This is a genomic window from Ornithinimicrobium cryptoxanthini (assembly GCF_023923205.1).
Lineage (GTDB): Bacteria > Actinomycetota > Actinomycetes > Actinomycetales > Dermatophilaceae > Ornithinicoccus > Ornithinicoccus cryptoxanthini.
Genome location: NZ_CP099490.1, coordinates 806,306 through 828,447, shown reverse-complemented (window position 1 = coordinate 828,447; position 22,142 = coordinate 806,306). Strand labels below are relative to the sequence as shown.

The 22,142-nt window shown below is 68.4% G+C and carries 22 protein-coding genes; 10 read left to right on the top strand and 12 right to left on the bottom strand.

The window, feature by feature from the left end; translation table 11 throughout:
- Positions 1 to 67: 67 nt before the first annotated feature.
- Complete coding sequence (gene ychF / locus NF557_RS03945; RefSeq protein WP_252621807.1) at positions 68 to 1,153, bottom strand: redox-regulated ATPase YchF; 1,086 nt, start codon at positions 1,151 to 1,153, stop codon at positions 68 to 70.
- Between the two features lie 155 nt (positions 1,154 to 1,308).
- Between ychF and NF557_RS03940 the strand changes: the two genes are divergently transcribed.
- Entirely contained in the window at positions 1,309 to 2,529 is a 1,221-nt protein-coding gene (locus tag NF557_RS03940; RefSeq protein ID WP_252621805.1) for a DNA recombination protein RmuC, read from the top strand.
- Here the strand turns inward: NF557_RS03940 and NF557_RS03935 are convergent.
- From NF557_RS03935 to NF557_RS03915, 5 genes are all read right to left on the bottom strand, one after another.
- Positions 2,496 to 3,215 (bottom strand): amino acid ABC transporter ATP-binding protein, encoded by a 720-nt coding sequence (locus tag NF557_RS03935; protein WP_252623906.1) that lies wholly within the window; start codon positions 3,213 to 3,215, stop codon positions 2,496 to 2,498. The genes NF557_RS03940 and NF557_RS03935 overlap by 34 nt on opposite strands.
- 32 nt (positions 3,216 to 3,247) lie before the next feature.
- Positions 3,248 to 4,000, bottom strand: a complete 753-nt coding sequence (locus tag NF557_RS03930; protein ID WP_252621803.1) for an amino acid ABC transporter permease — start codon at positions 3,998 to 4,000, stop codon at positions 3,248 to 3,250.
- Between the two features lie 9 nt (positions 4,001 to 4,009).
- Complete coding sequence (locus NF557_RS03925; protein ID WP_252621801.1) at positions 4,010 to 4,825, bottom strand: transporter substrate-binding domain-containing protein; 816 nt, start codon at positions 4,823 to 4,825, stop codon at positions 4,010 to 4,012.
- A gap of 260 nt (positions 4,826 to 5,085) precedes the next feature.
- Entirely contained in the window at positions 5,086 to 6,105 is a 1,020-nt protein-coding gene (locus NF557_RS03920) for a 4-hydroxy-3-methylbut-2-enyl diphosphate reductase (RefSeq protein WP_252621799.1), read from the bottom strand.
- Positions 6,106 to 6,156: 51 nt separating this feature from the next.
- Complete coding sequence (locus NF557_RS03915) at positions 6,157 to 6,387, bottom strand: hypothetical protein (protein ID WP_252621797.1); 231 nt, start codon at positions 6,385 to 6,387, stop codon at positions 6,157 to 6,159.
- A 105-nt stretch (positions 6,388 to 6,492) separates the two neighbouring features.
- Here NF557_RS03915 and NF557_RS03910 point away from each other — a divergent pair, with 105 nt between their 5' ends.
- The 5 genes from NF557_RS03910 to NF557_RS03890 all read left to right on the top strand — a co-directional run bounded on the left by NF557_RS03910 (position 6,493) and on the right by NF557_RS03890 (position 10,984).
- Positions 6,493 to 8,172, top strand: a complete 1,680-nt coding sequence (locus NF557_RS03910) for a DUF885 domain-containing protein (RefSeq protein ID WP_252621795.1) — start codon at positions 6,493 to 6,495, stop codon at positions 8,170 to 8,172.
- Positions 8,173 to 8,246: 74 nt separating this feature from the next.
- The gene (xseA, locus tag NF557_RS03905; RefSeq protein WP_252621792.1) at positions 8,247 to 9,425 is read left to right on the top strand and encodes an exodeoxyribonuclease VII large subunit; all 1,179 of its coding nucleotides are present in this window, start codon (positions 8,247 to 8,249) and stop codon (positions 9,423 to 9,425) included.
- Between the two features lie 12 nt (positions 9,426 to 9,437).
- Complete coding sequence (locus NF557_RS03900; protein ID WP_252621789.1) at positions 9,438 to 10,001, top strand: dihydrofolate reductase family protein; 564 nt, start codon at positions 9,438 to 9,440, stop codon at positions 9,999 to 10,001.
- 79 nt (positions 10,002 to 10,080) lie between these two features.
- Positions 10,081 to 10,431: an exodeoxyribonuclease VII small subunit gene (locus NF557_RS17520; protein WP_256855713.1), complete on the top strand. Its 351-nt coding sequence runs from the start codon at positions 10,081 to 10,083 to the stop codon at positions 10,429 to 10,431.
- Positions 10,424 to 10,984: a GNAT family N-acetyltransferase gene (locus tag NF557_RS03890; protein ID WP_252621787.1), complete on the top strand. Its 561-nt coding sequence runs from the start codon at positions 10,424 to 10,426 to the stop codon at positions 10,982 to 10,984. Before NF557_RS17520 ends, NF557_RS03890 begins: the two co-directional genes overlap by 8 nt.
- Before the next feature lie 45 nt (positions 10,985 to 11,029).
- Here the strand turns inward: NF557_RS03890 and NF557_RS03885 are convergent, their stop codons facing one another.
- On the bottom strand, positions 11,030 to 11,626 hold the full coding sequence (locus tag NF557_RS03885; RefSeq protein WP_252621785.1) for a DUF4245 family protein: 597 nt from the start codon (positions 11,624 to 11,626) through the stop codon (positions 11,030 to 11,032).
- Positions 11,627 to 11,703: 77 nt separating this feature from the next.
- Here NF557_RS03885 and glpX point away from each other — a divergent pair, with 77 nt between their 5' ends.
- A complete protein-coding gene (gene glpX / locus NF557_RS03880; RefSeq protein WP_252621782.1) occupies positions 11,704 to 12,729 on the top strand; it encodes a class II fructose-bisphosphatase in 1,026 nt (341 codons plus the stop codon).
- Between the two features lie 53 nt (positions 12,730 to 12,782).
- Positions 12,783 to 13,736 (top strand): carbohydrate kinase family protein, encoded by a 954-nt coding sequence (locus NF557_RS03875; protein WP_252621780.1) that lies wholly within the window; start codon positions 12,783 to 12,785, stop codon positions 13,734 to 13,736.
- A 10-nt stretch (positions 13,737 to 13,746) separates the two neighbouring features.
- Here NF557_RS03875 and NF557_RS03870 read toward each other — a convergent pair whose 3' ends face one another.
- The 4 genes from NF557_RS03870 to NF557_RS03855 are packed head-to-tail and all read right to left on the bottom strand — an operon-like array spanning position 13,747 to position 18,136.
- A complete protein-coding gene (locus tag NF557_RS03870) occupies positions 13,747 to 15,006 on the bottom strand; it encodes an ABC transporter ATP-binding protein (RefSeq protein ID WP_252621778.1) in 1,260 nt (419 codons plus the stop codon).
- A 28-nt stretch (positions 15,007 to 15,034) separates the two neighbouring features.
- Complete coding sequence (locus NF557_RS03865; protein ID WP_252621776.1) at positions 15,035 to 15,871, bottom strand: carbohydrate ABC transporter permease; 837 nt, start codon at positions 15,869 to 15,871, stop codon at positions 15,035 to 15,037.
- Between the two features lie 10 nt (positions 15,872 to 15,881).
- Positions 15,882 to 16,838, bottom strand: coding sequence for a carbohydrate ABC transporter permease (locus tag NF557_RS03860; RefSeq protein WP_252621774.1), 957 nt, complete (start codon positions 16,836 to 16,838; stop codon positions 15,882 to 15,884).
- The gene (locus NF557_RS03855) at positions 16,835 to 18,136 is read right to left on the bottom strand and encodes an extracellular solute-binding protein (protein ID WP_252621771.1); all 1,302 of its coding nucleotides are present in this window, start codon (positions 18,134 to 18,136) and stop codon (positions 16,835 to 16,837) included. The genes NF557_RS03860 and NF557_RS03855 overlap by 4 nt, the downstream gene beginning before the upstream one ends.
- Positions 18,137 to 18,258: 122 nt before the next feature.
- Here NF557_RS03855 and NF557_RS03850 point away from each other — a divergent pair, with 122 nt between their 5' ends.
- Positions 18,259 to 19,992 carry a fumarate hydratase gene (locus NF557_RS03850; RefSeq protein ID WP_252621769.1) on the top strand — a complete coding sequence of 578 codons (1,734 nt, stop codon included), beginning with the start codon at positions 18,259 to 18,261 and terminating at the stop codon, positions 19,990 to 19,992.
- Positions 19,992 to 20,522: a beta-class carbonic anhydrase gene (locus NF557_RS03845; protein ID WP_252621767.1), complete on the top strand. Its 531-nt coding sequence runs from the start codon at positions 19,992 to 19,994 to the stop codon at positions 20,520 to 20,522. The genes NF557_RS03850 and NF557_RS03845 overlap by 1 nt, the downstream gene beginning before the upstream one ends.
- 145 nt (positions 20,523 to 20,667) lie before the next feature.
- Here the strand turns inward: NF557_RS03845 and glmM are convergent, their stop codons facing one another.
- Positions 20,668 to 22,017 carry a phosphoglucosamine mutase gene (glmM, locus tag NF557_RS03840; protein ID WP_252621765.1) on the bottom strand — a complete coding sequence of 450 codons (1,350 nt, stop codon included), beginning with the start codon at positions 22,015 to 22,017 and terminating at the stop codon, positions 20,668 to 20,670.
- Between the last annotated feature and the right edge of the window lie 125 nt (positions 22,018 to 22,142).

Genomic DNA, 22,142 nt, shown 5'->3' with positions numbered 1-22,142 from the left:
CGTCTCGCCCGTCCGTTATCTACTACACATTGTAGTTGATAACGCGTGCGCGTGGCCCGGGGGGTCCTCAGACGTTGAAGCGGAACTCCACCACGTCGCCGTCCTGCATGAGGTAGTCCTTGCCCTCCATGCGGACCTTGCCGGCAGCCCGGGCCTCGGCCATCGAGCCGTGCGCATCCAGGTCCTCAAAGGAGACGATCTCGGCCTTGATGAAGCCACGCTGGAAGTCGGTGTGGATGACCCCGGCCGCCTGCGGCGCGGTCGAGCCGGTGCGGATGGTCCACGCGCGGGCCTCTTTGGGGCCAGCCGTCAGATAGGTCTGCAGGCCCAGGTTCTGGAAGCCGACACGGGCGAGCTGGATCATGCCGGGCTCGCTGACCCCCACGGACTCCAGCAGCTCAGCCGCCTCCTCCGCGTCGAGCTCAGCCAGGTCGGCCTCGAGCTTGGCGTTGAGATAGATCGCCTCCGCGGGTGCGACCACGGCGGCCAGCTCGTCGTGCAGCGCCTGGTCGGTCAGGCCCTCCTCGTCCAGGTTGAAGACATAGAGGAACGGCTTGGTGGTCAGCAGCCCGAGGCCGCGAGCCAGGACCATGTCGACACCAGCGGCGGTGCCCTTGGCAAAGAGGGTGTCCCCCACCTCCAGGACCTTCTGGGCGGCCAGCGCGGCATCGAGGACAGCCTTGTCGGTCTTCTTGCCCTTGACCTCCTTCTCCAGCCGGGGGATCGCAGACTCCAGGGTCTGCAGGTCGGCCAGGACGAGCTCGGTGTTGATCGTCTCGATGTCGTCCTTGGGGCTGACCTTGCCCTCGACGTGCACGACGTCGTCGTCGACGAACGCGCGCACCACCTGGCAGATCGCGTCGGCCTCACGGATGTTGGCCAGGAACTTGTTGCCCAGCCCCTCCCCCTCGGAGGCACCGCGCACGATGCCGGCGATGTCCACGAAGCTGACCGGCGCCGGCAGGATCCGCTGGCTGCCGAAGATCTCGGCCAGGCGGTCCAGCCGCTGGTCCGCCAGCGGGACCACGCCCACGTTGGGCTCGATCGTGGCGAACGGGTAGTTCGCCGCGAGCACCGTGTTCTTGGTCAGTGCGTTGAAAAGGGTCGACTTGCCGACGTTGGGCAGGCCAACGATTCCGATAGTGAGTGCCACGGGGTCAGGAGTCTACCGGCCCAGGACGCCGGCAACCTCCCGCCATCGACAACTCCCGGCAGCGCCGCCGCTCGGTATGCCGGCAGGAACCACTGCAGGTAGCCCACCGTCACGGGCGGTGAGCCTCTGTCAGTGGTCCCTGAGAGAGTCTGGACATGGACACCACCACGTTCCTGATCGCCCTGACGGCCATCGCCGTGGGCACCGTCATCGGCTGGTTGCTGGGGCGCGGCTTCGGCACCGAGCAGCTCGCACGCAGTCGCGCCGAGCGCGACCTGCTCGCCCAGCGCCTGGAGTCCCAGGGGTCTGCGACCGAGGTTGACCGGCAGACGGCGGCGGAGCTGGCTCCCCTGCGCCTGACGCTGTCCCGCGTCGAGGCCCAGGTCCGCGAGCTGGAGCGGGACCGGCAGGAGCAGTTCGGCTCGGTCGGTGAGCGGCTCGGTGAGGTGGCCCGTCAGACGGCCGAGCTGCGTGAGCAGACGGCGGGCCTTTCGGGGGCGCTGAACTCGTCGGGAGTCCGCGGCACCTGGGGTGAGTCCCAGCTCCGGCGCATCCTGGAGCACTCGGGCATGCTCGCACGTTGCGACTTCGAGGAGCAGGTGAGCGCCGTCAGCACGCACGACGCCAGGGTGCGCCCAGACGTCGTGGTCCACCTTCCCGAGGACAAGCTGCTGGTGCTGGACAGCAAGGCTCCGTTGGGGGCGTTCCTGGCAGCCCAGGCCGACGGCATCACGGCCGGCGAGCGCACCAGCCTGCTGCGTCAGCACTCCCGCTCCCTGCGTGGGCACGTCGATGAGCTCGCCGCCAAGTCCTACTGGAGCGCCTTCACCACCGCCCCGGAGCTGGTGATCTGCTTCGTGCCCAGCGACGCGGTCCTGGCGGCAGCGCTCCAGGCCTCACCCGACCTCTATGACCACGCCCAGTCCAAGAAGGTGGTGCTCGCCTCGCCCGCCACCCTGCTGGCGCTGCTGCGGGCGCTCGCGTTCGTCTGGCAGCAGGACACCCTGGCCGGCAATGCGCGTGAGCTGGTGCAGCTGGGCACCGAGCTCCACCAACGGATCGGCACGCTGGGCAAGCACGTCACGACGATGGGCTCTGCACTACGTCGTTCCGTGGAGACCTACAACAGCATGATCGGCACCCTGGAGTCCCGGGTCATGGTCACCAGCCGCAGCCTGCAGGAGGTCGGCATCGCCGAGTCGGCCCACCCCACGCTCGAGCCGGTGACGGCTGCGGTTCGTCCCCTGACAGCGCCGGAGCTGATCGCCGATGAGCTGGCCGAGGTCGCCGACCCCCGGGGCGAGATCGACCCGGCACTGACCGAGCCGCGAGATGGTGACGCCTACTCCTCGGTGAGCTGGCGCAGGAAGGCCTGACCCCGCTCGCTGGTGGGGTTGTCCAGGACTTGCTCGGGGGTGCCCTCCTCGACGATCTGCCTGTCTGCCATCAGCACAACACGGTCCGCGGCCCGGCGCGCGAAGCGCATCTCGTGGGTCACCACGACCATCGTCATGCCGGCATCGGCAAGCTCGCGCATCACGTGCAGCACCTCACCCACGAGCTCAGGGTCGAGCGCTGACGTCGGCTCGTCAAAGAGCATCACGGCCGGATCCATCGCCAGCGCGCGGGCGATCGCCACACGCTGCTGCTGGCCACCGGACAGACTGTCCGGATAGGCATCGGCCTTCTCCGCGAGCCCGACCCGGTCGAGCAGCTCCACGGCTCGCTGACGAGCCTCCGAGGTCGAACGACCGAGCACGTCGCGCTGCGCCATCATGATGTTCTGCGCCACGGTCACGTGCGGGAACAGGTTGAACGACTGGAAGACCATGCCGATCCGAGACCGGATCCGGTTGATCTCCGCCTCCTGATAGCTAAGCAGCTGGCCATCCACCTCGATGGTGCCGGAGGTGATCTTCTCCAGCCCGTTGATGCAGCGCAACAGCGTGCTCTTGCCGGCCCCAGACGGACCGATGAGCACGACGACCTCGCCGGGATAGACATCCAGGTCCACCCCGTCCAGCACCACGTTGGCACCAAACTTCTTCACGATGTCGCGCATGCTGACCAGGGGCTGTCCCTGCGACGTGGCGCTCACGAGGTCGCTCCGCGCTCGGCGCGCCGACCTTTGACCCAGGCGGGCAGGCTGGGGCCGCTCCCGTCCCCGTCGCCGGCGGAAGAGCTCGGCTCGACCGGTCGGCGGTGCTTGTTGAGGGAGCGTTCGAGCCGGTGCACCACGAAGGTCAGTGCCAGCACGATGATCAGGTAGTAGATGGAGACCATCAGATACATCTCCAACGGCGCGTAGTTCTGTGCCTGCAGGTTGCGTGAGGTCTGGAACAGCTCGGTCATCCCGATGAAGGAGACCAGCGAGGAGTCTTTGACCGCGATGATGAACTGGTTGCCCAGCACGGGGAGCGTGGTGCGCAGTGCGAGCGGTGCCTGGATGCGACGCAGCGTGCTGCGCCTGCTCATGCCGAGCGAGCGGGACGCCTCCACCAACCCCTTGGGCACCGCCTGGAAGCCGGAACGAAAGATCTCGGCGATATAGGCCGAGTTGTGAGCCGCCAGCGCGAGTGCTCCTGCCCAGAACGCCGGCATCTTGGCGATCTCGGAGATGCCGAAATAGAGGACGAAGATCTGGGCGATCAGCGGTGTGCCGCGGATGACGCCGATGTATGCCGTGGCCAGCCACCGCAGGGGCCGGAACCGGCTCATCGCCATCCAGGCGATCACCGCGCCGAGCACCAGCGCGATGGCCAGGGCCACCGCCGTGAGTCGCAGCGTCACCCAGCTGGCCTCGATGAAGAGCGGTGCGTAGTCGACCAGCATCTCGAAGAAGCTCATGGGCGTGGCTCAGTCACCGCTGGTCTGCTCGGCGTCGTCGGCCGGCGCGCCGGCGTCAGACTCCAGGATGTTCTGACCGAACCACTCCTGCGAGATCTCCGCATAGGTGCCGTCGTCGATGATCGCGGCCAGCGCGTCGTTCAGCTCGTTGACCAGCTCGGTGTTGCCCTCACGCACGGCAAAGGCCGGCTCCTCGGTGTAGAGCGGCTCCCCGCAGACGCGCAGGTCCCGGTCCGCCTGGTCGATCTGGAACAGGCCGACGAGCCGGTCAGTCATCGCGGCGTCCAGACGGCCGACCTCGGTGTCCTCCAGCGCCGTGATGTCGGAGGTGAAGGTGCGGATCTCACCGACCCAGTCCTCGTCGTTGAGGAAGGTCTCATAGGTGGTGCCGGAGGCCACCCCGATGGCCGGGCTGTCCAGCTGGGTCGGGTCCTGACAGTCGCTGTCGTTGGACACGAAGACCGTAGCCCCGGACAGATAGTAGGGATCGGTGAAGTCCACCTGCTCATCGCGCTCGGGGGTGGGGGTCATCGAGGCGACGAGCACGTCATACCGATCGCTCTTGACGCCCTGGATCAGGCTGTCGAAGGCACCGGTCTTCGCGTCCAGCTCCAGCCCCATCTCGTCGGCGATCGCTGCGGCGATGTCGTAGTCGAACCCGGTGAGCTGGTCGCCCTCGAAGTGGCTGAACGGCTGGAACTCACCGCTCATCGCGGCCACGAGCGTGCCGTCGTTGAGCAGTTTGGAGTCGCTGCCTCCGCAGGCGGTCAGGGCCAGGGAGGCGGCGGCGATGCCCGCCAGGGCCCCGGCACGTCGGGTGGTCATGTGGTTGGTCATCAGGTTCGTCCCTCTCAGAAAAGATTCGCACGTCCTTGTTCGAACCTAGGAAGGCCTGGGGTATCGGTCAAACGCGCAGCGAGTCTCGTTGAAGTGGTTGGACGAACCTGCCGGGGTGCGCTACGCGCGCGCGTTGGGACGTGAGGGCGCGCTCCACACGGGGGTGCGGCCGGGCCAGCCAGCCGTTATCGAGATGTGACCTCGTGCCCATGAGGCGAGGCCGGAGGTCACATCGCGCAGACCCGCCGTCAGTGCAACGAGCCGGCGTCGTGCCGGATCTTGGCGGCCTCGACGCCGTCGCGCGCCTTCAGGTCGCGCCGGATCTCGTTCGGCAGCGAGAACATCAGCGACTCCTCGGCCGCCGTGATCGCCTTGACGTCCTCAAAGCCCCGGTCGGCGAGCCACTGGAGCACGTCGCGCACGAGGAGCTCCGGCACGCTGGCACCACTGGTCACCCCGACGGTGGAGACCCCGTCCAGCCAGGCCTCGTCGATCTCGTCGGCATAGTCGACGAGGTGCCCGGCGCGGGCACCGTGATCGAGCGCGACCTCGACGAGACGCACCGAGTTGGAGGAGTTCTGCGAGCCGACGACGATCATCAGGTCGCACTCTGCCGCCATCTGCTTCACCGCCACCTGACGGTTCTGGGTGGCATAGCAGATGTCGTCGCTCGGCGGGTCCTGCAGCTTGGGGAACTTCTCGCGCAGGCGACGGACCGTCTCCATCGTCTCGTCGACCGACAACGTGGTCTGCGAGAGCCACACGACCTTGTCCGGGTCGCGGACCTCCACCTGGTCGACCTCGTCGGGGTTCTGGACCAGCACGATGTGGTCGGGTGCCTCGCCGGCCGTGCCCTCGACCTCCTCGTGCCCCTCGTGCCCGATCAGCAGGATGTCGTAGTCGTCACTGGCGAACCGCACCGCCTCGCGGTGCACCTTGGTCACCAGCGGACAGGTGGCGTCGATCGTCTTGAGCTGGAGGGCGGCGGCCTCGCGGTGCACTGCCGGGGAGACCCCGTGGGCCGAGAAGATCACCGTGGCGCCCTCGGGCACCTCATCGGTCTGGTCCACGAAGATCGCACCGCGCTTCTCCAGAGTGCGCACCACGTGCTTGTTGTGGACGATCTCCTTGCGGACATAGATCGGCGGACCATAGAGGTCCAGGGCCTTCTCGACTGTCACGACTGCTCGGTCGACCCCGGCACAGTAGCCGCGGGGCGCGGCGAGCAGCACGCGCTTGGAGACCTGGTCAACGGGGAGGGAAGTCACGCCTCCATGGTAGGCGACCCCGTCTGAGAGTCCGCTGACGGCGTCCGGGAGTCAGCTGACGGCGCGGTGTCGACCCTCGGGTGGACGGGCGCCGGCAGCGGTCCACCACTCGTCCGGGGCCTCGTCGCTGCGGTGGGTCGCGGCCCGGTCAGCCTCCTCGTGCTCGTGCAGGAAACTCGCCCGGAGATATTCGTCGAGGATGTGTCCGACGGGCTCGCCCCGGGAGGCAGCATCGAGACACACCTGGCGCAGCTCCTCCTCGGTCACCCGCTCGTCAGCCATGGCCCCAGCCTCTCGCGCCTGCTGGTGCTGCCGTGGGCGGCGCGCCGCGCGAGGCCGGACTGCCCCGCGGTGGTCCCCGTCGGTGGGGCAGGTGAGGATGGGCGTATGACGACGCCCACCACTCCCCGCCAGCTCGCCGACCGCTTCGTCCACGACCTCGCCGCGCTCGACCCCTCGGTCGCGACCGGTCTCGGTCTCAACCCGCACGACGACCGGGTGCCGGACCTCTCACCGGCCGGCTACCAGGCCAAGGCCGACCTGGCCGCCGCGGTCCTGTCCGACCTCGACAGCCTCGAGCAGTCGTCCACCCATGGATCCTGGGACGCCCTGGAGGCTCGCTGCGCGACCCTGCTGCGGGACCGCCTTGGGGTCCAGCTGGAGGCGCACTCCGCCGGCGAGCACCTCCGCGAGGTCCGCAACATCTTCGGCCCGCCCCAGGCGGTGCGACAGCTCTTCTCGATGATGCCGGCCAAGACAGTGGAGGACTGGGCTGTGATCGCACGCCGGATGGCGCAGATCCCGCAGGCCTACCGCGGCTGGACCGAGACCCTGACCGAGGGCACGGCTCAGCAGCTGTTTGCGGCGCCGCTGCAGATCGAGACCCTGATCGACCAGCTCACCGAGTGGGCCGACACCCAGTGGTGGCACGCGTTCGTGTCGGCGGGCCCTCCGAGCCTGCAGGGAGAGCTCACCGCAGCGGCCGAGACCGCCACGGCCGGGACCATCGAGCTGCGCGACTACCTGCAGGAGACCTACCTGCCGGCAGCGCAGGGCACGCCCAACGCGGTCGGCGCCGCACGCTACCGGCTCAACGCCCGCCGCTGGATGGGCGCCGACCTCGACCTCGAGGAGGCCTACGCCTGGGGCTGGTCGGAGTTCCAGCGCATCAACGCCGAGATGCAGGAGGTCGCCGAGCTGATCCTGCCCGGCGCGAGCCCTGTGGAGACGATGCGCCATCTCGATGAGCACGGCGAGATCGTCGAGGGAGTCGAGGCGGTCCGCGAGCGCCTCCAGCAGATGATGGACCGGGCGATCCAGGATCTGGACGGCACGCACTTCGAGATCGCCGAGCCGATCAGGGAGGTCGAGGCGATGATCGCGCCAGCGGGCAGCGCCGCCGCCCCCTACTACAGCCGTCCGTCGATCGACTTCTCGCGCCCGGGCCGCACCTGGCTGCCGACCATGGGCCGGACCAGTTTCCCGATGTATGACCTGGTCAGCACCTGGTACCACGAGGGAGTCCCCGGCCACCACCTGCAGCTGGCCCAGTGGGTCTATGTCGCGCCGCAACTGTCGATCTACCAGACCAGCCTCGGCTCCTCCAGCGGCGCCACGGAGGGCTGGGCGCTGTATGCCGAGCGGCTGATGGACGAGCTGGGCTACCTCGACACCGAGGCACGGATGGGCTACCTGGACTGCCAGATCATGCGCGCGATCCGGGTGGTGATCGACATCGGCATGCACCTGGAGCTGCCGATTCCCGACGACTCGCCGATCGCTCCCGGCCAGACCTGGTCCTCCGAGCTGGCCAACCAGTTCTTCGCGGCCCACTCCGGGCGGCCGCAGGACTTCATCGACTCCGAGATCATCCGCTACCTCGGCTGGCCGGGGCAGGCCATCAGCTACAAGCTCGGGGAGCGTGCCTGGCTCGACGGCCGGGCAGCCGCCCGCGCGGCGCACGAAGAGCGCGGCGAGGTGTTTGACCTCAAGGAGTGGCACATGGCGGCACTCTCCCTCGGTGCGCTGGGACTGGACGACCTGACCCGGGAGCTGAGCGCCCTGTGACCACGGGCCCACCACCGGCACCGCGCTCCCTGCCAGCCACGGCACGGGAGACGACGGCAGAGACTCCGTGGCCGGTGCGCACCCTGTCCATGAAGATCTCCGACTACATCGACAAGATGTCGCCGCTGTGGGTCGAGGGGCAGATCGTCCAGCTCAACCGCCGGGCCGGGATGAGCTATGCCTACCTCACCCTGCGCGACACGGACGTCGACATGTCGCTGTCCGTCTCGATCCCGGGGCAGGCACTCGACGCGCTCGCCGCGCCACCAGAGCCCGGCGCCAGGGTCGTGGTGCACCTCAAGCCGGCCTTCTGGGCCAAACGCGGCACCCTGCAGATGGAGGCGCGCCAGATCCGCCACGTCGGAGTCGGTGAGCTGCTCGCCCGGCTCGAGCACCTCAAGCAGCTCCTGCGCTCGGAGGGCCTGTTCGAGCCCGGTCGCAAGAAGCCGCTGCCCTTCCTGCCCCGGCGCATCGGCCTGATCTGCGGGCGCAACACCGCCGCCGAGCGCGACGTGGTGATGAATGTCCGGCGTCGCTGGCCCGCAGCCCGGTTCGAGATCCGCCAGGTGGCGGTGCAGGGGCCGACGACGGTCGCCGGCGTCAGCGGGGCGCTGACCGAGCTGGACGCGATGTCAGAGGTCGACGTCATCGTCATCGCTCGCGGTGGCGGGTCCTTCGAGGACCTGCTGCCCTTCAGCAACGAGGCCCTTGTGCGGGCAGTGGTCCAGGCACGCACACCGGTGGTCAGTGCCATCGGTCACGAGACCGACACACCGCTGCTGGACTATGTCGCCGACCTGCGGGCCTCGACACCGACGCACGCGGCCACCCGGATCGTCCCGGACCAGCAGGAGGAGCTGCAGGGGTTGCGCGCCACCCGGGGCCGGGCGCGACAGGCGCTGGCGCGGCGCATCACCGAGGAGCGGAGGCGTCTGGCCGCGACCATGGACCGGCCGGTGATGACCGACCGGCACGCCATCATCGCCTCCTATCGTCGGGACATCGAGCTGACCACGGAGCGCGGCCGGCACCGGGTGACCGCCATGGTGTCCCGCGAGCTGGACCGGGTGGACGGCCTGTCCCGTCACCTGCGCGCAGTCTCGCCGCAGCACACGCTGGAGCGGGGCTACGCCGTCGTGCGGCACGGCGACGGAGGCATCGTGCGCGACATCGACGAGGTGGAGCCCGAGGAGCTCCTGCGGATCACCGTGGCTCGAGGTGACTTCGCCGCCCGCCCGGTGACCTCCCCCTGAGAGGATGACGCCATGCGCAGACTGACCTTCGGCATGAACGTGAGCCTGGACGGCTACACCGCCGCACCCGGCGACGACATCGGCTGGAGCGTGCCGAGCGACGAGCTGTTCCAGTGGTGGTCCGACCGGGTGGCTGCCACGGAGCTGGCGCTCTATGGACGCAAGCTGTGGGAGACGATGAGCTCCTACTGGCCGACCGCAGACCAGGATCCTGGCATCACACCGGCGGAGATCGAGTTTGCCCACCGCTGGCAGGCCATGCCCAAGGTGGTCTTCTCCTCCACGACCGCCACGGTCGACGGGAACACCAGGCTGGTCACGGGCGACGCGGTCACCGAGATCACCCGGCTCAAGGCCGAGGACGGCGGCCCCATGGACATCGGCGGCTCCACTCTCGCCGCCGCGGCCATGCGGGCCGGGCTGATCGACGAGTTCGTGCTGGCCACAGCACCGGTCCTGGTGGGTGGCGGCACGCCCTTCTTCGCGACCCTGGACCGCTGGGTGGACCTGGACCTGGTCGAGACCCGGACGTTTCCCGGCGGCGTTGTCCTGACCAGATACGAGACCAGGCGCTGACCGGGTGCCAGCGCTGCCGGTCTGGCGTGCCGCCGGTGAGGGCGGCAGGCCTGGCGGTGCCGCCCGTTAGAGTCGGAGGATGAGCAAGGACCCCCGGCCCAGCCCCGCAGACACGACGGCGATCGCCGACCTGTCCTATGAGGACGCCCGCGACGAGCTCGTCCAGATCGTGGCGCGCATCGAGGGTGGCGGCGCCTCCCTAGAGGAGTCGATCAAGCTGTGGGAGCGGGGCGAGTCCCTGGCTGCCCACTGCCAGGCCAAGCTGGACCAGGCACAGGCCCAGCTCGACGGCACCACCGCTGAGCCTGACCCCGCGGGGCCCACGACGACGGACTCCTCCGATGAGTCCGACCCAGACGTGGTGGGCGGCCCGAAGGACGACTCCGACGACGACCTCGAGGACGGCGCCGCCGAGCCGAGCGATGTCTAGGACCGCTCAGCTCGAGCAGGCGGCCGCGGGTGAGCTGCCCCGCCTGCGTCAGATCGAGCCACGCGACGCCCGTGCCGTCCTGGATGCCTTCGACGACGATGCGATGCGGCGCCAGGGCACGATCAACAGCATGGAGGAGGCCGAGAACTGGATCGGCTTCATGGGAGACCGAGGTGAGCGGCTCGCCCTGGCCATCGACCTGGGCGGCTCCATGATCGGGACCGTCGTCGTCAGCTCGATCGACCATGACAACGAGACCGGGTGGTTCTGGTACTGGATGCACCGTGACCACCGCGGCAATGGCTGGATGTCCCGGGCGGCCGTCACGCTGGCTGACCACGCGCTCACGCTGATGCTCCTGCACCGGCTCGAGCTCGGGCACCGAGCCAACAACCCGGCCTCAGGCGGGGTGGCCCGCGCCGCCGGGTTCGTCCTCGAGGGTGTGGAGCGGGAGAAGTTCCTGGTGGACGGTGAGCGCATCGACGTCCTCACCTACAGCAGGCTGGCCACCGACCCCTGGCCCGAGACGCCCCGCCTCCCCCTCGACCTCTGAGCCGGTCCGCGCTGGCCTCTGAGTCAGTCCGCGCTGGCCTCTGAGTCAGTCCGCGCTGGCCACCTGCAGCAGACCGATGAACTCCTCGAGCTCGGCCCAGTCAGCGGTCCCCCGGACGATTGTGGTGGCCTCGCGGCCCGTCCCCGGCCCGAGGATCAAGGCCCGCTCCTCCCCCTCGTGGACCGTCCACTCCTGCGGCCCGTCCGGGCCGGTGATGGTCCGGGTGCCGACCTCGCCACCGGCCTTCTCGGTCAGTGCCTCGGTCCACTCGCTGGTGGCGTCAGCGGTCTGTGAGACCTCGGCATACGCCTCATCAGGGGTGACCACACCGATCCGCCAGGACAGCTCCCCGGCAAAGACCTCAAAGTTGGCGAAGTTGGCCGTCCACGTCTGGCTCAGCGCGTCCTGCGGGGTCCAGATCGGGAAGTCCGACTGCTCGGCGGCATAGCGCGCGACGGGCACGACCTCGGCCTCACGCCGCTGCACGCCGTCGGGGTTGGGCATCAGCACCCACCACGCGAAGGCCAGCGCAAGGACGGCCAGCAGTGAGAACACCATGTTGGCCACGGAGTAGTCGCGCAGCCGCTTGAGCGTCTTGTTGCCGGAGGGCGGCGGAGTCTGCTGGGGCTCGGTGCTGCTCATCACGGCCCTATCGTCCCATCCTTGGGCGAGCGGTAGTGTCGACCCCACCACGACGTCACGAGCACCAAGGAGCTGGCATGCCCACCCAGGACGCCCGCAGCACCTCGCACGAGTCCGTCCTGCCGGACCGCAACCTGGCCATGGAGCTGGTCCGGGTGACCGAGGCCGCCGCCCTTGCAGCAGCCCGCTGGGTGGGGATGGGCGACAAGAACCTCGCCGACGGCGCCGCGGTGGCCGCCATGCGCAAGGTGATCTCCTCAGTCGCGATGGACGGCGTCGTCGTCATCGGCGAGGGAGAGAAGGACGAGGCACCGATGCTCTTCAACGGTGAGCGTGTCGGGGACGGCACCGGTCCCAAGGTGGACGTCGCGGTCGACCCCATCGACGGCACCACACTGACCGCCAAGGGGATGGACAACGCCATCGCCGTGATGGCCGTCTCCGAGGCCGGGACCATGTATGACCCGAGCGCGGTCTTCTATATGGACAAGCTGGTGACCGGACCCGCGGCCGCCGACGTCGTCGACATCAGGCTGCCCGTGAAGGAAAACCTGCGCCGCGTCGCCAAGGCCAAGAACCGTGGGATCGAGGACGTCACGGTCGTCATGCTCGACCGGCCTCGCCACGACACGCTCGCCCAGGAGGTCCGCGAGGCTGGGGCCCGGCTGCGCTTCATCACCGACGGCGACGTGGCCGGCGGCATCGCTGCGGCCCGCGAGGACTCCGGTGTCGACATCCTGCTGGGCATCGGCGGCACCCCTGAGGGCATCATCACCGCCTGTGCGGTCAAGGCCATGGGTGGTGTCATCCAGGGCAAGCTCTGGCCGGTGGACGACGACGAGCGGCAGCGGGCCATCGATGCCGGTCACGACCTGGACGCGATCCTGTCCACCGATGAGCTGGTCAGGGGCGACAACTGCTTCTTCGTGGCCACCGGCATCACCAGCGGCGAGCTCCTGCGCGGTGTCCGCTATGCCGGCTCCGGCAGCGCCATCACCAACTCACTCGTCATGCGTTCCAAGTCCGGCACGATCCGCGAGGTGCAGGGCCACCACCGACTCGACAAGGTCGCCAGCCTGCTCGGCCGCTCGAGCGGATCCTGAGCACGACAGGCACCTCGCCGACCGCGTCAGGCGGGGGCGGGGACAGGACCCTGGTGATCGGTGAGGCACTCATCGACATCGTCATCGACCCCGAGGGTGGCCGGTTCGAGCACGCCGGCGGCTCCCCCGCCAACGTTGCCCTGGGGCTGAGCCGGCTCGGCCATCACGTCTCCTTCCTGACCCACGTCGGACCGGACGTGCACGGCGATCTGCTGACGCGCCACCTGACCAGCGGCGAGGTCGCCCTCGTTGAGGGCAGCACCGGCGCCTCCCGCACCCCCACCGCCACCGCACGAGTGGCCCCCGACCGCACCGTCGACTATGAGTTCGACCTGACCTGGGACATCCCGGCGCCGGCCCTGACCGGGATCACCCACCTGCACACGGGCTCGATCGCCGCGACTTTCGAGCCGGGCGCCAGCACGGTCCTGGAGACGGTGCGCGGCGCCCGTGCGCAGCTGACGGTCAGCTATGACCCCAACCTGCGGCCGCAGATCATGGGAGACCCGCACGGCGTCCGCTCCCGGGTGGAGGAGCTCGTCGGCCTGGCCGATGTGGTCAAGGCCAGCGACGAGGACCTGCAGTGGTTGTATGCCGGCGCGCCCGTGGCCGACATCGCGCACCTGTGGGGACAGCTGGGTCCGTCACTGGTGGTGGTCACGCGTGGTCCCGAGGGTGCCCTCGTCCTGCTCCCGGGGAGCGGCACCGCGGCCGAGCTGACCGCCGCCACCGCACAGGTCGTCGACACCGTGGGCGCCGGCGACTCGTTCATGAGCGGGCTGCTCTCCGGCCTGCTTGACGAAGGGTTGATCGGCGGTCTGGTCACCGGGCCGGCCGCCGCGCCTGCGGACCCGCACGCCGGCCCGTCGCCCCGGTCACGGATCCGGGCGACCGGGCTGGACGGCATACTCCCGGCGGTGCAGCGTGCCCTGGACTGTGCCCACTGGACGATCGAGCGGGCCGGTGCCGCAGCACCGACCCGCTCTGACCTGTCGCTCGGTCGCTAGAGGCGGCCACTCAGGCGCTGGCCTGTGCCTCCGTCTCGAGTCGCTTGGCGCGCTCCAGGGCCCGCTTGCGATCTTCCTCGTTCTCCACAGCGATGCGCTCCGCTTCCTCGTCGTCGCGGGTCAGGTTGTCACCGGTCTCGGGGTCGAAGACGTGCATCAGCCTCGGGTCGAAGAAGAACTGCGCACGCTCGCCCTCCTTGACCCGGGAGCGCGCCTCCAGGTTGACCACCATCTGGGTGCGCATGCCCTCGCCGTCCAGGTCCCGGTCGAGCTCGTCGAGCTTGTGCTGGACCGACTCGTCAGCCTCGAAGGGGATGTAGGCGTAGAGCTCGTTGCCGAGCCACTCGGTGACATCCACGTCGGCCTCGAAGTGGATGGCGTTGGCGCCCGGCTCCTGGATCTTGGCGTCCTTGACGAACTCCGGACGCAGACCGACGATCACCAGCTCCTTGCCCTCGACCTTCGCGGCGAACTCGTCGCCGAAGCTCACCTCGCAGAACGGCAGCTCCAGGACGTTGCCCCTGACGCGGGCCGGGAGGAAGTTCATCGGCGGGGACCCGATGAACCCGGCCACGAACAGGTTGACGGGCTGTTCGTAGAGCTCGCGCGGTGAGGCGATCTGCTGCACGACGCCCTTCTTGAGGACGGTGACCCGGTCGCCCAGGGTCATCGCCTCGGTCTGGTCGTGGGTGACATAGATCGTGGTCTGCCCCAGCCGGCGCTGCATGCGGGCGATCTCGGTGCGCATCTGTCCACGCAGCTTGGCGTCCAGGTTGGACAGCGGCTCGTCAAAGAGGAACGCGTCGGCGTCCCGCACGATCGCTCGGCCCATCGCCACCCGCTGGCGCTGGCCACCGGAGAGGTTGGCCGGCTTGCGGTCCAGGTGGTCGTTGAGCTCGAGCATGGTGGCGGCGTCCGAGACGCGCCGCTTGACCTCGTCCTCACTGATCGCGCCCTTGTTGAGGCGCAACGGGAAGGCGATGTTCTCATAGACCGACAGGTGCGGATAGAGGGCGTAGTTCTGGAAGACCATCGACAGGTTGCGCTCCCGCGGCGCGAGCTCGTTGACCCGCTTGCCGTCGATGAGCAGTTCACCCGAGCTGATGTCCTCGAGTCCGACCACCATGCGCAGCAGGGTCGACTTGCCGCAGCCGGAGGGGCCGACCAGGATCATGAACTCGCCGTCGGCGATGTCCATGCTGACACCCTTGACCGCCTCGTAGCCGTCTGCGTAGACCTTGCCGATCTCGTTGAGCTGGATCTGTGACATTGCAGGTTCTCCTTGGGTTGAGCGGGCCTCAGCCCTTGACGGCGCCGGAGGTCAGCCCGGCCACGATGCGCTTCTGGAAGATCAGGACCAGGATCACGACGGGGATCGTGACGATCACGGCAGCGGCCGAGATGGCCCCGATGGGTTGCTCGAACTGGCTGGCCCCGGTGAAGAAGGCCAGCGCCGCCGGGACGGTCCGGGCATTCTCCGAGGTCAGCGAGATCGCGAAGACGAAGTCGTTCCACGCGGTGAAGAAGGTGATGATGCCGGTGGTGAAGACGCCGGGTGCCGCGAGCGGCACGATCACCTTGCGGAAGGCCTGCCAGCTGGTGGCACCGTCGACCTGTGCGGCCTGCTCCATCTCCCACGGGATCTGCTGGAAGAAGGCGGAGAGCACCCAGATCGCCAGCGGCAGCGTGAGGGCCAGGTAGGGGATGATCAGACCGGGGATCGTGTCGAACAGGCCGATGGCGCGCCAGGTGTCGAACAGCGGCGTGACCAGCGAGATCACCGGGAAGAACGAGACGCCCAGCGCGACCAGCAGGATCATCTTCTTGCCCGGGAAGTCCAGGCGCGCGATCGCGTAGGCGCAGAAGGTCGCCAGCACCACCGAGATCACGGTGGCCACCAGGCAGACGATGATCGAGTTCAGCAGCGCCGGGAGGAACAGGTCGCTGGCCCCGCCGGTGAGGATCAACGTGAAGTTGTCCCAGGTGAACTCCCGCGGGAAGTACTTTCCATCGGCCTGGATCGAGGAAGGCTTGACCGCCAGGGAGAAGATCCAGAACAGCGGGATCAGCGTCCACAGCATGACCGGGATCGAGACCGCGAACAGGCTCCACTTTTGCTTGGGGTTGAGTTCCATGTCTCCTCCTCTACTTCTTCGACCCGGCGAGATCGACGTTGAAGCCCTTCATAAAGATCAGGGCTATGGCAAACACGCAGAGGAAGAGGAGCACCGAGATCGCCGATCCCATGCCGATCTCCACGCGGTTGATCGTGGCGTTGTAGGCCAGCAGCGACAGTGTCGTGGTGTCGTTGGCGCCGCCGGTCATCACGAAGACGTTGTCAAAGATGCGGAAGGCGTCCAGGGTGCGGAAGAGCACCGCGACCATGATGGCGGCCTTCATGTTGGGCAGCACCACGCGGAAGAGCCGCTGCCAGAAGGTGGCACCGTCGACCTTGGCCGCCTCCTCCATCGCACCGTCGATCTGGGCCAGACCGGCCAGCAGCAGCAGCGACATGAACGGCGTGGTCTTCCAGATCTCCGAGAGACAGATCGCGACGATGGAGGGCCAGAAGCCGCCGAACCAGTCGAAGTTGTCCGGGACCAGACCGAAGGTCAGGATGTTCAGCCAGCCGTTGATGAAGCCGGTGTCGGTGCGGAAGGAGTAGAGCCAGGCGTAGGCCGAGACGACCGTGATGATCGAGTAGGGGATCAGCACGATGGTGCGCAGCGTGCGCCGGGGGATGACGACCCGGTGCATCATCATGGCGATGAAGAAACCGATGACCAGCTCCACCACCACGGTGATCACGGTGATCAGCAGCGTCACGAAGAACGCCTTCCACCAGATCGGATCGGTGAGGATCACCTGGTAGTTGCCGAGCCAGACCACCTCCCGGGCATCCGGGTCGGTGAGCCGGTAGCGGAAGAAGGACAGGTAGACCGCCTGGATGATCGGCCAGGCGGTCACCGCCAGCATGACGATGAACGCCGGGCCGGCCAGCTTCCAGCCGAGCTTCCGCTCGGACTTTGCCCGGTCGCTCAGTTGTGGCTTGGCCGAGGAGCGGGGGCGCAGCTCGGTGTCGGACGAGGTCGTGGTGCTCACAGCAGGGCCTCCCCTCTCAGCACGTCGATGATGAGTTCGCTCGCCTGGGCGGGCGTGTCTTCGGTGACCGAGCTTGGCGGGCTGAACTCCCGCTGCAGGCCGGTGGACAGATCGCCGTAGTACTGCGTCTGCGGACGGGGCACCGCGTTGTCCAGCGACTCCCGGATGAGGTCAGCCATCGGGAACTGGTCAATGACCGCCTGGTCGTCAAAGACGGCCGCCCGCGATGCTGGGTTGCCGGTGCCGGTCATGTAGAGCACCTGGTGCTCCTGGTTGGTGATGCACTCGGCGGCCTGGTAGGCCAGGTCCGGGTGCTCACCGGCGACACCGACGCCCAACGAGATGCCGCCGTAGGGCGGCGCTGACGAGCCGTCCTCCGTCGTCGCTGGGTAGGGAGCCGCGCCGATGTCGTCGATGAACTCGACGCCGTTGGCCGGGAAGGCTGCCCAGACGTAGGGCCAGTTCACCAGGAACCCACTGGTGTTGGGATCCTGGAACAGGTTGAGGGCCGCAGTCTCGTCGGAGGTGCCCATCGACGGCCCGCCGACACCGGAGTCGGACACGCTGCGGATGACCTCGGCGGCCTTGCGTCCGGCGTCCGTGTCGAGCCCGAGCTCGATGTCCTCGACCGCGGGGCCGGGGTTGACCAGGATCTCACCGCCGGCGCCGGCGATGAGCGCGTTGATCCACACGGTGTAGCCCTCGTAGCGGTTGGCCTGGACACCGATGGTGACATCCTCGGACTCCGCAGCCTCGATCAGCTGGTCCCACGTCACACCCTGTTCTGGGTCGATGCCGGCGGCCTCGGCCACGCTCTTGCGATACCAGAGCAGCTGGGTGTTGGCCCAGAACGGGACCGTGACGAGCTCGCCATCCCACTCCGAGCTCGTGATCGCGGCGTCCACGCGGTCCTCCGTGAAGACCTCGACCATGTCCCCCGGCACCGGGGCGAGGTAGCCAGCCTGGGCGAACTCGGCGATGAACACCGGGTCGATGCTCATCAGGTCCACCCCAGGGTCCTGGGCGGCGAGACGGCGGATGAGCTGCTGCCGCTGGTCGCTCGCGCTGTTGGGCAGCAGCTGCACCTCGAGGGAGTACTCGCCGCCCGCGGCCTCCGTGCACTCGCGGGCGATCTGGGCCTGCCCCTTGCCGTTGGGGTCGGATCCGCCTCCGTCAGGGTTGATGTACCACGTGAGGCGGGTGCTGTCGGTCTCCCCTCCACATGCGGCCAGCGCACTGAGGGCGGTCGCGGCGCAGAGCGCCATCGCCACCCTGTGGCGGCGTCTGTGTCTGTTCACCTTGACTCCTTCGTCAGAACGTCACCCGCGAGGGGTACAGCTATGCCGCCTCCCATAGAACACGCATTCTGTGACCCGCGCCACCGTGACAGACCCTTTTGCCCAAGGTCTAGGCTTGCGCCATGCCAGAGTTCCGCTACGCAGACATGCTCCCGACCGGTGCGGACGACACGTCCTATCGGCTCCTGACGAGCGAAGGCGTCCGTGTCGTGGAGGGGCCGGGCGGGCGCTCCTTCCTCGAGGTAGACCCCGAGGCGCTGCGCCTGCTGACCGAGACCGCGATGCACGACATCGCGCACTATCTGCGCCCCGGGCACCTGCAGCAGCTGCGCACCATCATGGACGACCCCGAGGCGAGCAACAACGACAAGTTCGTGGCTCTCGACCTGCTCAAGAACGCCAACATCGCAGCCGGTGGCGTCCTGCCGATGTGCCAGGACACCGGGACCGCGATCGTGATGGGCAAGCGCGGCCAGCAGGTGCTGACCGTCCCCGGCCCCGACGGGCCGGTCTCTGACGAGGAGGCGATCTCACGAGGGGTCTTCGACGCCTACACCACGCTCAACCTGCGCTACTCCCAGATGACTCCGATCACGACCTGGGAGGAGCAGAACACCGGCTCCAACCTGCCCGCCCAGATCGAGCTCTACGCCGACACGACGCCGGGACACGAGCTGTCCTACACGTTCCTCTTCATGGCGAAAGGGGGCGGCTCGGCCAACAAGTCCTTCCTCTATCAGGAGACCAAGTCGCTGCTCAACCCGGACCGGCTGATGGAGTTCCTGGACGAGAAGCTGCGCTCCCTCGGGACCGCCGCCTGTCCGCCATACCACCTGGCTGTGGTGCTCGGCGGCACCTCCGCCGAGTTCGCGATGAAGACCGCGAAGTATGCCTCGGCGCGCTATCTGGACGGCCTGCCCACCGAGGGCACGATGGACGCGCACGGGATCCGCGACCCCGAGCTTGAGGAGCAGATCCATGAGCTGACCCGCAACTTTGGCATCGGGGCGCAGTTCGGTGGCAAGTACTTCTGTCACGACGTGCGGGTCATCCGGCTCCCGCGCCACGGCGCCAGCCTCCCGGTAGCGATCGCCGTGTCCTGCTCGGCCGACCGTCAGGCGCTGGGCAAGATCACGCCGGAGGGGGTCTTCCTCGAGCAGCTGGAGACCGACCCGGCCCAGTTCATGCCGCACGAGGTGGACGCGGACCTCGACTCCGAGACGCACGGGGTGTCCGGCACCGGCAAGCAGTCCTCGATCCCGATCGACCTCAACCGCCCGATGGACGAGGTCCTGGCCGAGCTGTCCAGGCACCCGGTCAAGACGCGGGTCTCGCTCAACGGTTCGCTAGTCGTCGCGCGCGACCTGGTGCACGCCAAGATCAAGGAGCGGCTCGACGCGGGCGAGGAGATGCCGGACTATCTGAAGAACCACCCTGTCTACTACGCCGGGCCGGCCAAGACTCCGGTCGGCATGGCGTCCGGCTCGTTCGGGCCCACCACCGCCGGGCGGATGGACAGCTATGTCGAGCAGTTCCAGGCCGCTGGGGGCTCCAAGGTGATGCTGGCCAAGGGCAACCGCAGCACACAGGTCACTGACTCCTGCCAGACCCACGGCGGCTTCTATCTCGGGTCGATCGGCGGACCGGCCGCCCGGCTCGCGCAGGACTGCATCAAGTCCGTCGAGGTCATCGAGTATGAGGAGCTCGGCATGGAGGCGGTCTGGAAGATCGAGGTGGAGGACTTCCCGGCGTTCATCGTCGTGGATGACAAGGGCAACGACTTTTTCGCTGCCGTGAGCAGGCCGCTGGCGATGTCGATCCCGCTGCGGCCCGGACTGCAAGGAGCACAACGCTGATGACTGACCCCGCCGCCTCGCCGGATGGCACCGCACCGCCTCGGATGGACGAGCTGCTCACCAACAACCGTCGCTATGCCGAGACGTTCGGGCTCGGTGGCTTTGACGGCATCGCCAGGGCGGGCGTCGCCATCGTCACCTGCATGGACTCGCGCATCGAGCCGCTCGCGATGGTGGGCCTGACCCACGGCGACGCCAAGATCTTCCGCAACCCGGGTGGACGGATCACCGAGGCGGCGCTGGAGGCTCTCGTCCTGGGCGTGCACCTGCTCAACGTCGACAAGATCATGATCGTCCCGCACACGCGCTGCGCGATGACCCAGATGACGGAGAACGAGCTGCGCGAGAAGATCACGCAGGTGTCCGGCCAGGACGCCTGGTGGCAGCACTTCCACGTCGTCGTCGATCAGCACGCGGCGTTGGTGGAGGACGTCCACCGGGTCACGAGCCACCCGCTGATCAAGGATCGGGCGACCGCCGGCGGGTTCCTCTATGACGTCGACACCGGGCTCCTGGAGCAGCTGGTCTGACCCAAAAATATAGGGGTTTCGTCGGTCCGGCCCGCCTTTTCGTAGCGGTTTCGTCGGTCCGGCCCGCCTTTTCGTAGGGGTTTTGTCGGTCCGGCCCGCCTTTTCGTCGCGGGTTCGTCGCAGCCTCCGAAGCCGCCGCCCAGGGTCAGAGGGCGAGGCGCTCCTGGACGACGGCAGCCAGCCGGTCGGCATACTCCTGGGCCCGCTCAGCCGTGTCGGCCTCGACCATCACGCGCACGAGCGGCTCCGTGCCCGACTTGCGCAGCAGCACCCGCCCCGTGCCGTCCAGCTCGGCCGCGGCAGCGGTGACGGCGGACTGCACGGCCTCGTCCGAGTTGACCCGGCTCTTGTCCACTCCCTTGACGTTGATCAGCACCTGCGGCAGCCGGTGCATCACCGAGGTGAGCTGGGCGAGCGGGCTCTCGGAGGCCCGGACGCGGCGGGCCACGGCGAGCGCGGTCAGCACCCCGTCGCCGGTCGTGCCGTGCTCAAGCATGATCACGTGGCCGGACTGCTCCCCACCGAGGGTGTGCTTGTTGGTCCGCATCTCCTCCAGGACATAGCGGTCACCGACCGCGGTCTGGACGACGGCGATGCCCTGGCGCTCCATCGCCTGCAGCAGCCCGAGGTTGCTCATCACGGTCGCCACCAGCGTGTTGTTGGCCAGGGTGCCGCGACCGCGCATGTCCACGGCCAGCACCGCCATGATCTGGTCGCCGTCGACCTGGTTGCCATCGGCGTCGACAGCCAGGCACCGGTCGGCGTCGCCGTCGAACGCGAACCCGAGGTCAGCTCCGCGGTCCACCACGGCCTGCTGCAGCCGCTCCATGTGGGTCGATCCATAGCCGTCGTTGATGTTGAGACCATCGGGGTCACCGCCGATCGTGTCGACGGTGGCGCCGGCGCGGCGAAACACCTCAGGGCCGACGTGGCTGGCGGCGCCGTGGGCCGCGTCGATCACGACGTGCAGACCGTCGAGCCGCCCGGGCACCGACGCGAGCAGGTGCTCCATATAGAAGTCGGCCCCCTGCGGGAACGGGCGGATCCGGCCCACCCCGACGCCGGTCGGGCGCTCCCAGTCGGCATCCAGCCGCTGGGTGATCGCGTCCTCGATGTGGTCAGCCAGCTTGTGACCGCCCTCGGCGAAGAACTTGATGCCGTTGTCGGGCATCGCGTTGTGCGAGGCCGACAGCACCGCGCCCATCTCGGCGTCCATCCGGGCCGTCAGATAGGCGATCGCGGGGGTGGGCAGCACGCCGGCGTCAAGAACGTCCACGCCGGCCGAGGCAAAACCGGCCATGACCGCCGCGCTGAGGAACTCCCCCGACGCGCGCGGGTCGCGGCCGACCACGGCAGACGCCCGCCGCCCGCCATAGCTGGTGCCGCTGGAGCCGAGCTCGTGGGCCACCGCGACGGAGAGCTTGAGTGCCAGCTCGGCGGTGATGTCCTTGTTGGCCAGTCCGCGGACACCGTCGGTGCCGAAGAGTCGCGTCACGTCCACTCCTAGTGCGATGGGGAGGGGCGCCGAGTGACGCCATCAGCCCCACAGCCTAACCGGAACAGCCCGAGGGCCCCGTCCCAGGTGCAGGACGGGACCCTCGGGTCCGGCGCGCTCCGCGT